This is a genomic window from Methylobacterium phyllosphaerae (assembly GCF_001936175.1).
Lineage (GTDB): Bacteria > Pseudomonadota > Alphaproteobacteria > Rhizobiales > Beijerinckiaceae > Methylobacterium > Methylobacterium fujisawaense.
Genome location: NZ_CP015368.1, coordinates 42195 through 55233 on the forward strand (window position 1 = coordinate 42195; position 13039 = coordinate 55233).

Annotated in this window: 1 protein-coding gene and 2 pseudogenes; 1 reads left to right on the plus strand and 2 read right to left on the minus strand. The window is 64.4% G+C overall.

Annotated elements, in window-relative coordinates; genetic code table 11:
• Nucleotides 1–574: 574 nt before the first annotated feature.
• Nucleotides 575–1901: pseudogene (locus MCBMB27_RS27950) on the minus strand (IS701 family transposase).
• Nucleotides 1902–2410: 509 nt separating this feature from the next.
• Nucleotides 2411–3249 (minus strand): annotated as a pseudogene (locus MCBMB27_RS28970) (IS5 family transposase).
• 198 nt (nt 3250–3447) lie between these two features.
• Between MCBMB27_RS28970 and MCBMB27_RS27965 the strand changes: the two are divergent.
• Nucleotides 3448–13038: a non-ribosomal peptide synthetase gene (locus MCBMB27_RS27965; protein ID WP_083683951.1), complete on the plus strand. Its 9591-nt coding sequence runs from the start codon at nt 3448–3450 to the stop codon at nt 13036–13038.
• Nucleotide 13039: the final 1 nt, after the last annotated feature.

Genomic DNA, 13039 nt, shown 5'->3' on the forward strand with positions numbered 1-13039 from the left:
TATTTATTATAGGTATATTTTAAATCCAGTACCTTGATTTGGGCTTCAACAATGGAATCGAGACGCTTAAGATTCGGATCATGTCGGCTCGAGTCCGAATCGCGTTGCTCTATGGTTATACGAATATAGTTTTCAAAACCCGACGTAAAATATACTACAATGACAGGCCGGTACAAGGACGCGTTCGGAAGACTTATGCTGGGGGTGAACTATGTTAGATTGAGGCATGGCTCAGACCGTCTGCTTGATCATCATTGAGGCCGAGAAGGCGTGGTCGCGGGCGATCATCGAGGATATTGCTCGCCCCCTCGAGTATATCTAGCACCCTCGCATCATCCTCTATCGGACGACCGCCTATCCAGCCTGGACGTCGCCTACCTCATTGGGCTCGGCCGACTCGCTGTCGAGAGGCGGCAACAGGGATGCGCCTTCGAAAGTACCTGCAGCGGATCGTACGACAAGACCCGCTCGACCGGCAAGCCGCCCCGCTTTACGAGCATCGTCGGTTAAAAGCCTGGCCATCTCCGGCTCCAGACCGCTTGGAAGGGTCTAGCACTACCTGGGCACTTTGAGGTCAGATGGCAGCCGGAAGTGGCGCCGGCAGTGCGGGCATCGTACGGGCGGGATGAGCACCGCGAACAGTCGGCCGATGAGGGCCTGACGCACGGCCGGCAAGCTCGGAGACGGCGGCGGTCCTCGGAGGCCGGCCACCTTTTTCCCCCCCAACCCGCTCGTTCGGGCCGAGCAAGGCGCAGATGCTGCAGGTAGGCGCAGGCGATGCACGTCATCAGCGCGTGCCGGTGCAGGCCGGTCCAGGAGCGGCCCTCGAAGTGATCGAGGCCAAGTTCCTCCTTGAGCTGCTGGTGGGCCTGCTCGCAGACCCAGCGCGCCTTGATCGTGCCGGCCAGGGCCCGCCGGGTCGTGCGGGGCGGCAGGTTGGATAGGTAGAACTTGCGCTCGCCCGAGGCGCGCCACTCGCCCACCAGCCAGACCTCGTCGCCTGGCAGATGGCGGTTGTTGGCCCAAACCGGGCCGTCGCCCACCCGCACGCGGGTCATGGCGAACCGGGCCGAGAGCGCGCCCTTAGTGCCCCGCCGCCACGTCACGCGCCGCCAGGGCGGCGCGGCCAGAACCGCCTCGGCCTCTCGCGGCTCCTGATCCGGCACGGGTTTGCGCGCCCGCCCGCCTGGCTCCACCAGCCGCACGTCGGGATCGTAGACCTTCTGGTTCCTGGCGATGCCGACCGCCCAAGCCAGCCCGCGCGCGTCGAGGCCATGCCGGAACACGGCGCTACAGCCGTAGCCTGCGTCGGCCAGCACCACACCGAAGCGCACGCCCTCGGCTCGCAGCCGGTCGAGTTCCCGGAGCGCGATCTCGCCCTTGCTCTGCGGCACCACCGCCGCCTCGGGCACGCCCGCCCGCTCGCACCGCTCTGGGTCGGCGACCCAATCCTCCGGCAGGAACAGACGTAGGGCCACCGGCACGGGCACCTCGCTCCGCGCCACGGTGAGCGAGACGAGCGACTGGCAATTGGCCTTCTTGCCGAGCGCCCCACAGTACTGGCGCGCCACACCCACCGAGTGCGTGCCCTTCTTCGGCAGGGCCGTGTCGTAGATCACCAGGCAGGCATCGGATCCACCGACCAGCCCGTCCGCGGAGCGGGCCAGTTCTGTCCAGAGCGGGCTGTCGTCCCAGGCCGGGCTGGCGATGAAGTGTTGCAGTCGGTCGTGGCCCGGCAATCCGAGGCGGGCCGCCATCGGCTGCAGGCTCTTGCGATCACCGGGACCGAGCAGGTTGCGCAGGTACAGCGGCGCCCAGGTCCGCCGCGTCTTGCGCCCCATCGCAGCCAGAAACGGGGCCAGCCATACATCGAGGTCCGGCCCCGACGAGCTCTCGCCCATGTCCATCTCCCGCAGTGCCACCGCAGGATCAAAACGCCCACCGCCCCTCAAAGTGCCCAGGTAGTGCTAGAGCCTGTCATCACCTCAGGTGAACGATTGCGGCGGCTAAGCAGACGACAGGGCCGGATCTGGCGGTAATCGTCCCGTAGCGCGTGGCAATGGCTCACCATTCCTCGAGTTGTGCAGACAGCCGCCGTTCGATGTTGCGTTTGGTGTAGATCCAGTCCGGGCAGCGCGCGGGAGCCTTGGGGCGCTTGGACGAAAAGACGGTTTTGCTCCTGCATCTCGCACGTGTGTCGGCAGCGATGGTTGGCGTAGGCCCGATCAGTTACGATCCATTCCGGAACGCCCGGCAGGTGATCGAGCAGAGGCAGTATGAACCACTCCGGGTCTCCCGGAGCTCCTAGCATCGTCCCTCCTCGGTAGGGACGGACAAGACGCGAGTTCTGTCAAATGTTTCAGGCGACGACTGGCCATAGTAGCCGTGGAACTAGGGCGTCTCTGCAAAGTCATCTGAGCCAGAGCATGGTCATGCCGAGCGTGACCATAGCGAGGTAGTTTGCGGCTCGCTTCTCGTAGCAGGTGACAATTCGGCGATACTGCTTGAGCCGGCCGATCAACCGCTCGACCTTGTTGCGCTGGCGGTAGGCGGGTTTGTCGAAATCGAGCTGGCGGGGCTGATCCTTGCGGGTGGGGATCACCGGCTCGACCCGGCGTTGTCGGAGGCGACGACGGGCCGGCGGACTGGAGTAGCCCCGGTCGCCTGCCGTCCGGCGGGGACGTCGGCGCGGGCGGCCTCGCCCTGGACGTGGCACCGCGCCCTTGTCCATGAGAGCATCCAACGCAAACTGCTCGTGGCGCTCACCCGCCGTCAGCACCGCCGTGATCGGCTTACCCCCGCCTTCGGCACGCAGATGCAGCTTGGTCGAGAAGCCACCCTGGCTGCGCCCGAGCGCTTCGCCCACGCCCTCGACGGTCGCCTCACCCCCCAATGGCGCCGGACCGGCGTGCCCCGGCGGCGTGCTGGTGGGCGCGCACCACCGTGGCGTCCACGAAGTGCAGGTCCCAGTCGAGGTCGCCGCGCGCGTCCGCCTGCGCCTGCAGCCGCCGCAGCACCCGGTCGAACACGCCGGCCTTGCGCCGCTGGTAGAACCGGCTCGACACCGTTCCCGCAGCCCCGTAGCGCGTCGGTAGATCCTCCCAGGGTGCGCCCGTGCGCTTCGATCCAGAGCATGCCGTTGAGGACTTGCCGGTGATCCTCCGCAGGCCGGCCCGTGCGCGGCTTCTGCGGAGGCAGCAGCGGGGCGATCTGCTCCCACTGCGCGTCAGTCAGTTCAAAGCGTCGCATCAAGCCCACATGGGCCTGACCTCCCAGACTGTGAACCCCTCTGCAGAGACGCCCTAGGCCCGTGCGGGCTAGCGGCAAGCCTAGATGTAGGAATAATATACCTCGCATTTTTTTTCCCATGCGCTTGCGGCAGCCGAGATCGCGGCGTAAGGTGCGTCATGAATTTATAGCAACGTAATAGTAGAAGTATTGCCAGCTATGAATGCAATTGACGGTAATGTTTGGCCGTTGACGGGCGCTCAGCTCGGGATATGGTACGCCCAGAAATTTAATTCCAATAGTCCGGCCTTCAATATCGGCCTTACTATCGACATTAAAGGGCCAATAAACGTTGAGATACTGAAATATGCGCTTAAAGTTGTCGTTGAAGAATGTGATACTTTGCATTTAAGATTTGTTGAGACCGAAGACGGACCTAGACAATTCAAAGACAAGAATCCGAAAACGGATCCAGTTTTAATCGATTTATCGGGTGAGACCGATCCCAGATCTTCCGCAGGCGCATGGATTGCCGACGACCGCGAAAAGATCATTCCCATTGTCGGCGGATTGCTTTGTCGCTTCGTATTATTCAAACTTAGCGAAGAAAACTATTGGTGGTATCAACGTTTTCATCATATTCAAGTCGATAGATATGGATTTAATCTTATATCGACGCGGGTCAGTGAGATATACAACGCTTTAGTCGACTCCAAGAAGCTTGATAATCACTGCTTCGAGCCAGTTGAGGCGGCGATACATAGAGATGCGGTATATCACTCGTCAGGCGGTTATTTGAGAGATAAATCTTTTTGGAAGAGATATATTAGGAGTAATTCCTGCGCAGTAAATATTGCGCAGAAGGAGGCGCCCGCGAGTGCGACAACGATAAGGCATGTCTTCTACATCGACAGAAAAATCGTAGGAAGATTGGCGGATTTCGGAGCTTCTATTGAAGTTTCCATTTCAAGAATATTTCTTGCTCTGACTTTAGTGTATCTTCATAAAGTTTCAGGCGCAAACGATATTACGATTGGATTGCCGACATCCGGACGAGATAAGGACAATCGACATGCTGCTATAATAGTGGCAAACGCGATCCCGTTGAGCTTGGAAGTGACCGGGGACTTGACATTAAAGCAGGTGGGCGAGCTCATCAGATTCGAGTTAAAAAAGGTCCTTCCTCATTGTCGATACGACCTTGCAAACATATTGAGAGACTCCAATAAGCTAAATTCCAATGTGTTTCATACAATTGTAAATATCCAACCATTCGATGATGAGTTCATTTTTGCAAATACAGTTACCAACACCTCGAATACATCCCTGCGGCTTATATCTAATCTATCTATAGCGATACATACGGGAAATAAGAGGACGGGATTAGAGATTGAGTTCGACGCCAATCCTGCTTTGTATAATGCCGAAGATCTTGTATATCACCAGCAATGTTTGACAAGACTCATTGAGTCTTTCGCTTTGGATCCGACGCGGCGGATCGGTGATATCGGGCTGCTCTCGGATCGGGAGCGTCACCAGATCTTGGAGGAGTGGAACGCGACGGCGCAAGCACTGCCGGAGGGGATGACGCTGCCGGGGCTGTTCGAGGCGCAGGTGGCGCGTACGCCGGAGGCGGTGGCGCTGGTGTTCGAGGACCAGGCGCTGACCTGCGGCGAACTCGACGCGCGGGCCAACCGGCTGGCGCATCACCTGATCGCTCGCGGGGTCGGGCCCGAGAGCATCGTGGCGGTGGCGCTGCCGCGCTCGCTCGAGTTGGTGGTGGGCCTGCTCGGCATCCTGAAGGCGGGAGCCGCCTACCTGCCGCTGGACACGGACTACCCCGCCGAGCGGCTGGCGTTCATGGTGGAGGACGCTCGGCCGGTGTGCGTGGTGAGCACGGGCGCGGTGGCCGGGCGGCTTCCCGAGGCGCCGGTGCTGCTGCTCGACGAGCCGGGCACGCAGGAGGCCTTGGCCCGGGAGCCCGCGTACGCGCCGAGCGACCGAGACCGCACGCGGCCGCTGGCCCCCGAGCATCCCGCCTACGTGATCTACACCTCCGGTTCCACCGGACGGCCCAAGGGCGTCGTGGTGGCGCACAGCGCCATCGTCAACCGGCTCGACTGGATGCAGGCCGCTTACGGCCTCGATGCAAGCGACCGGGTCCTGCAGAAGACGCCGGTCAGCTTCGACGTCTCGGTCTGGGAGTTCTTCTGGCCCTTGATCGAGGGGGCGAGGCTGGTGATAGCCCGGCCGGAAGGCCACAAGGATCCGGACTATCTGGCGGCCCTCATCGAGGCCCGGCAGATCACGACGATCCACTTCGTGCCCTCGATGCTGCAGGTCTTCGTTCAAGGAGCCGCCGCGGCGCGATGCCGGTCGTTGCGACGGGTCATCTGTAGCGGCGAGGCGCTGCCGCAGGAGCTGGCCACCGAACTGCGTGCCATCCTCGATGTGCCGCTGCACAATCTGTACGGCCCGACGGAAGCCGCGGTCGACGTCACGTTCTGGCAATGCCGACCCGACGAGACCTCGGCCACCGTGCCGATCGGTCGCCCGATCTGGAACACGCGGCTGTACGTTCTGGACGAGGGTCTGTCGCCGCGTCCGATCGGGGCGCCGGGGGAGTTGTACATCGCGGGCTCGGGTCTGGCGCGGGGATACCTGAACCGACCTGGACTGAGCGCGGAGCGGTTCGTGGCCGACCCGCACGGGGCACCGGGCAGCCGGATGTACCGGACCGGGGATCTGGCGCGGTGGCGCGCGGACGGGGTTCTGGAGTTCCTGGGCCGGGCGGATCACCAAGTTAAGATCCGCGGGTTCCGGATCGAGCCGGGCGAGATCGAGGCGGTGCTGGCGCGCCATCCCGACGTGGCGCAGGTGGCGGTGGTTGCGCGGGAGGACGGCCCCGGCGACCGGCGGCTCGTGGCCTACGTGGTCGGACGGACCGGTGGCGCGGTGGACGGATCGGCGCTGCGCCGTCACGCGGGCGAGCATCTGCCGGACTACATGGTGCCCTCGGCGGTGGTGGTGCTGGAGGCGCTGCCGCTGACCCCGAACGGCAAGCTCGACCGACGCGCCCTGCCCGCCCCTGACGGTGAGGCCTACACGTCGGGGACGTACGAGGCGCCGCGCGGGCATGTGGAAGAAGTGCTGGCGCGGATCTGGTCGGAGGTGCTGCGCGTCGAGCGGGTTGGCCGCCACGACAACTTCTTCGAGCTGGGCGGGCACTCGCTGCTTGCGGTGCGCGTGCTGGAACGGATGCGCAGGGAAGGTCTGCACGGCGACGTCGGGATGCTGTTCACGACGCCGAGCCTGTCGGCTCTGGCCCGTGAGGCAGGCACTGCCGAGGCCGAGCTGGAGATATCACCGAACCTTATTCCTGCGGATTGCGCGGCGATCACGCCGGACCTTCTGCCGCTGGTGAGCCTGAGCCAGGCGGAGATCGACCGGATCGTCGCCACGGTCCCGGGAGGGGCAGCCAACGTTCAGGACATCTACCCGCTCTCGCCGCTGCAGAACGGGCTCCTGTTCCATCAGCTGATGGCGGAAGACGGCGGCTATCTTGGGTACCGACTAATGAGCTTCTCGGACCGTGGGCGATTGGACGCCTTCGTGTCCGCGCTGGAAGCGGCAATCGCGCGTCACGACATTCTGCGTACGTCGATTATGTGGGAGGGATTGTCGGAGCCGGTGCAAGTGGTGTGGCGCCAAGCTCCGCTGATCGTGGAGGAGGTGGATCTCGAACTCGGCGACGGCGACACAACAGGCCAATTGTTCGCTCGCCTCAAGCCACTTCAGCAGCGAATAGATTTGTGCCGCGCTCCTCTAATGCGCTTGATCGTTGGTCAAGCACAAAATCAATGGCTCGGCGCGTGGTTGATTCATAACATTGCAGAAGATTATACATCTCTAAATATTTTCTCTACGGAAATTGGTGTTCATTTGGCCGGCGAAGCAGGAGCCCTGCTTCCTTCCGTGCCGTTTCGAGGCTTTGTCGCGCGTGCCCGCCACGACATGGATGCGCGAGAGAAGGAGCACAAAGACTTCTTCCACCGCATGTTGGGCGATGTGGATCAACCGACGGCGCCATTCGGCGTGTTTGAGGCGCACGGCGGCAGCTCGGCTCGCCTAGAGGTGGACGCAGGTCTTAGTGCTCGTATGCGACGGCAGGCACGAGCCTTGAGTGTGGGCGCAGCGAGCCTGATCCACGTTGCCTGGGGGCAGGTCGTGGCTCAGACATCTGGGCAGCGGGATCCGGTGTTCGGGACTATCCTGTTTGGTCGCATGGGAGCCGGTTCGGGTGCGGATCGCGCTGTCGGCGTGTTTATCAACACGCTGCCGGTGCGGCTGCGGCTCGGCGAGGTTGGAGTCGAGCAGAGCGTGCGCGAGACGCACCGGCTGCTGGCCGAACTCCTCCAGCATGAGCACGCCTCGCTACCACTCGCCCAGCGGGCTAGCTTGCTGCCGGTCCAGACGCCGCTGTTTGGAGCGTTGCTCAACTGCCGCCAGAGCGGTCGGAATGCGTTGCCTGCCGATCTGAAGGCGATTGATCTTGAAGATGCTTGGAAGGGTATTGTCAATCTTAAGTCTGACGAGCGAATTTATTACCCAATTCTCATGGATGTGGATGATCTAGGTTCTGAATTCCGGCTGACGGTCCGGGCTGGAGAAGGAATAGATCCGGCGCGGATCTGTGCCATGACCCATCGGGCGTTGGAGAGCCTGGTGGAGGCGCTGGAGCGGACGCCCAACGCCCCGGTCGGGCGACTGGACGTGCTGACCGATGGGGAGCGTCACCAGATCCTGGAGGAGTGGAACGCGACGGCGCAAGCACTGCCGGAGGGGATGACGCTGCCGGGGCTGTTCGAGGCGCAGGTGGCGCGTACGCCGGAGGCGGTGGCGCTGGTGTTCGAGGACCAGGCGCTGACCTACGGCGAACTCGACGCGCGGGCCAACCGGCTGGCGCATCACCTGATCGCTCGCGGGGTCGGGCCCGAGAGCATCGTGGCGGTGGCGCTGCCGCGCTCGCTCGAGTTGGTGGTGGGCCTGCTCGGCATCCTGAAGGCGGGAGCCGCCTACCTGCCGCTGGACACGGACTACCCCGCCGAGCGGCTGGCGTTCATGGTGGAGGACGCTCGGCCGGTGTGCGTGGTGAGCACGGGCGCGGTGGCCGGGCGGCTTCCCGAGGCGCCGGTGCTGCTGCTCGACGAGCCGGGCACGCAGGAGGCCTTGGCCCGGGAGCCCGCGTACGCGCCGAGCGACCGAGACCGCACGCGGCCGCTGGCCCCCGAGCATCCCGCCTACGTGATCTACACCTCCGGTTCCACCGGACGGCCCAAGGGCGTCGTGGTGGCCCATGCGAGCGTGAGCAACTTCCTCGAGGCGATGCGCGCCGAGCTGGCGCTCGGAGCGAGCGACCGGATGCTCGCGGTCACGACGATCGCCTTCGATATCGCCGTGCTCGAGTTGTTCGTGCCGCTGCTGAGCGGAAGCCGGGTTGTCCTCGTCTCGAAGGAGACGGTCCAGGATGCGCCGGCTCTGGCACGGGTGGCGAAGGCCGCCGGTGCCACGATCATGCAGGCGACGCCGACGCTCTGGCAGAGCCTTCTCAGCGAGGCCGCTCACGATCTGCCTCGGCTGAGGCCTCTGGTCGGCGGAGAGGCTCTGTCCCAGGAGACTGCCCGCCTTCTGCAGCGGTTCGGTGGACAGGTCACCAATCTCTATGGCCCGACCGAGACGACGATCTGGTCGGCGTCGGCGTGCTTGCGGGATGAGATTACGAGCCCGCCGCCGATCGGTCGCCCGATCTGGAACACGCGGCTGTACGTTCTGGACGAGGGTCTGTCGCCGCGTCCGATCGGGGCCCCGGGGGAGTTGTACATCGCGGGCTCGGGTCTGGCGCGGGGATACCTGAACCGACCTGGACTGAGCGCGGAGCGGTTCGTGGCCGACCCGCACGGGGCACCGGGCAGCCGGATGTACCGGACCGGGGATCTGGCGCGGTGGCGCGCGGACGGGGTTCTGGAGTTCCTGGGCCGGGCGGATCACCAAGTTAAGATCCGCGGGTTCCGGATCGAGCCGGGCGAGATCGAGGCGGTGCTGGCGCGCCATCCCGACGTGGCGCAGGCGGCGGTGGTTGCGCGGGAGGACGGCCCCGGCGACCGGCGGCTCGTGGCCTACGTGGTCGGACGGACCGGTGGCGCGGTGGACGGATCGGCGCTGCGCCGTCACGCGGGCGAGCATCTGCCGGACTACATGGTGCCCTCGGCGGTGGTGGTGCTGGAGGCGCTGCCGCTGACCCCGAACGGCAAGCTCGACCGACGCGCCCTGCCCGCTCCGCAGTTCACCGCAGTGAGCGCGCGCGCGCCGCGCACGCCACAGGAGGAGGTGCTGGCGCAGCTGTTTGCCGAGGTGCTGGGCCTGGAGGTGGTCGGGATCGACGACAACTTCTTCGATCTGGGCGGCCATTCGCTGCTGGCGACGCGGCTGATCAGCCGGATCCGCTCGACCCTGGGCGTCGAGCTGGCGATCCGCACCCTGTTCGAGGCGCCCACCATCGCCGGACTCGTCAGTCGCCTGAAACTGGCTGGGCCAACTCGACGCACACCCCTGCGTCCGCTTCCGCGGCCGGAGCGGCTGCCGCTGTCTTACGCCCAGCAGCGGTTGTGGTTCCTTGACCGTTTCGAAGGCCCGAGCCCAATTTACAACATTCCACTAGCCTTGCGCCTTACAGGAATGGTGGATGTGGACGCCTTAAAGTCCGCCTTAGCTGACGTGGTGAACCGTCACGAGAGCCTACGCACTATTTTTCCCGACGCTGGAGATACCCCAGAGCAACTGATCCTCCCTCCTGAAGCGGCTCGTCCGAGCCTAGAAATTTTTGACCTGAACGAAACGGACCTATCCGCCGCTCTATCAGCGGCGGCCAGTTATACCTTTGACTTGGCTCGAGAGATGCCGATCAGGGCGTGTATGTTCCGGGTCGACGCCGCAAGTCACGTTCTGCTGATTTTGTGCCATCATATCGCGAGCGACGGCTGGTCGATGGCGCCATTGGCGCGGGATCTATCCCAAGCTTACCAAGCGCGGATCCGGGGTGAAACCGGTGGCCTTGCGATGCCGCCAATCCAGTATGCTGACTACGCACTGTGGCAGCGTTCGCTATTGGGCGAGGAGGGTCAGCCCGGTAGCCTGATGGCCTGTCAGGGCACCTATTGGTTGAATCGTTTGGCAGCCCTGCCGGAGCTACTCGAATTGCCCGCCGATCGGCCCCGTCCTGCGGTGATGAGCCATCGTGGCGGCGCACTGCCAATCGCGCTGAGCGCAGAGCTGCACAGAGCCTTGGCGGCGATGGCGGGCCGTCATCAAGCGAGCCTATTTATGGTGATGCAGGCAGGCTTGGCCGCGCTGCTCACTCGGTTGGGCGCAGGTACAGACATTCCGCTGGGCAGCCCCATCGCCGGCCGGACCGACGACGCACTTGACGAACTGGTCGGGTTGTTTGTGAACACCCTAGTTCTGCGCACTGACACCTCAGGGGATCCTGATTTCGGGACCTTGCTGGAGCGCGTAAGAGCTGACGATCTAGAGGCGTATGCGCACCAAGATTTGCCATTTGAGCGGCTGGTAGAATTGATTAATCCATCCCGCTCCACGGCTCATCACCCTCTATTCCAGGTGATGCTGACGTTTCAGAACAACGTTCGTAGGAGTTTTGAATTTCCGGGATTGACCGTCTCGCCCCAGCCGATCTCCACAACCACGGCGAAGTTCGACCTCAGTTTTACATTATGGGAGAGGCGGGAAGCTGACGGTAGCCCGATAGGAATTTTGGGAAGGATAGAGTACGCGAGCGACCTTTTCGACGCGGTTAGTGTAGAGCAGTTGAGCACTCGGTATGTTCGCCTTCTCGAAGCGGTGACGACCGACGTGAATCGGCCGATAGGGCAGATTGAGTTGCTCTCGGATCGGGAGCGTCACCAGATCCTGGAGGAGTGGAACGCGACGGCGCATGCGCTGCCGGCGGAGGAGACGCTGCCGGGGCTGTTCGAGGCGCAGGTGGCGCGTACGCCGGAGGCGGTGGCGCTGGTGTTCGAGGACCAGGCGCTGACCTACGGCGAACTCGACGCGCGGGCCAACCGGCTGGCGCATCACCTGATCGCTCGCGGGGTCGGGCCCGAGAGCATCGTGGCGGTGGCGCTGCCGCGCTCGCTCGAGTTGGTGGTGGGCCTGCTCGGCATCCTGAAGGCGGGAGCCGCCTACCTGCCGCTGGACACGGACTACCCCGCCGAGCGGCTGGCGTTCATGGTGGAGGACGCTCGGCCGGTGTGCGTGGTGAGCACGGGCGCGGTGGCCGGGCGGCTTCCCGAGGCGCCGGTGCTGCTGCTCGACGAGCCGGGCACGCAGGAGGCCTTGGCCCGGGAGCCCGCGTACGCGCCGAGCGACCGAGACCGCACGCGGCCGCTGGCCCCCGAGCATCCCGCCTACGTGATCTACACCTCCGGTTCCACCGGACGGCCCAAGGGCGTCGTGGTGGCCCATGCGAGCGTGAGCAACTTCCTCGAGGCGATGCGCGCCGAGCTGGCGCTCGGAGCGAGCGACCGGATGCTCGCGGTCACGACGATCGCCTTCGATATCGCCGTGCTCGAGTTGTTCGTGCCGCTGCTGAGCGGAAGCCGGGTTGTCCTCGTCTCGAAGGAGACGGTCCAGGATGCGCCGGCTCTGGCACGGGTGGCGAAGGCCGCCGGTGCCACGATCATGCAGGCGACGCCGACGCTCTGGCAGAGCCTTCTCAGCGAGGCCGCTCACGATCTGCCTCGGCTGAGGCCTCTGGTCGGCGGAGAGGCTCTGTCCCAGGAGACTGCCCGCCTTCTGCAGCGGTTCGGTGGACAGGTCACCAATCTCTATGGCCCGACCGAGACGACGATCTGGTCGGCGTCGGCGTGCTTGCGGGATGAGATTACGAGCCCGCCGCCGATCGGTCGCCCGATCTGGAACACGCGGCTGTACGTTCTGGACGAGGGTCTGTCGCCGCGTCCGATCGGGGCCCCGGGGGAGTTGTACATCGCGGGCTCGGGTCTGGCGCGGGGATACCTGAACCGACCTGGACTGAGCGCGGAGCGGTTCGTGGCCGACCCGCACGGGGCACCGGGCAGCCGGATGTACCGGACCGGGGATCTGGCGCGGTGGCGCGCGGACGGGGTTCTGGAGTTCCTGGGCCGGGCGGATCACCAAGTTAAGATCCGCGGGTTCCGGATCGAGCCGGGCGAGATCGAGGCGGTGCTGGCGCGCCATCCCGACGTGGCGCAGGCGGCGGTGGTTGCGCGGGAGGACGGCCCCGGCGACCGGCGGCTCGTGGCCTACGTGGTCGGACGGACCGGTGGCGCGGTGGACGGATCGGCGCTGCGCCGTCACGCGGGCGAGCATCTGCCGGACTACATGGTGCCCTCGGCGGTGGTGGTGCTGGAGGCGCTGCCGCTGACCCCGAACGGCAAGCTCGACCGACGCGCCCTGCCCGCTCCGCAGTTCACCGCAGTGAGCGCGCGCGCGCCGCGCACGCCACAGGAGGAGGTGCTGGCGCAGCTGTTTGCCGAGGTGCTGGGCCTGGAGGTGGTCGGGATCGACGACAACTTCTTCGATCTGGGCGGCCATTCGCTGCTGGCGACGCGGCTGATCAGCCGGATCCGCTCGACCCTGGGCGTCGAGCTGGCGATCCGCACCCTGTTCGAGGCGCCCACCATCGCACAGCTTTCAGCGCGCTGGAGTGAGACCCGAGCTCCCAGACCTGCACTTAGAGCCATGCGCGGTTAAA

Bases quoted from the DNA above. Each gene is read 5' to 3' on its own strand.
- MCBMB27_RS27965 (WP_083683951.1), top strand. From the start codon at position 3,448: ATGAATGCAATTGACGGTAATGTTTGGCCGTTGACGGGCGCTCAGCTC.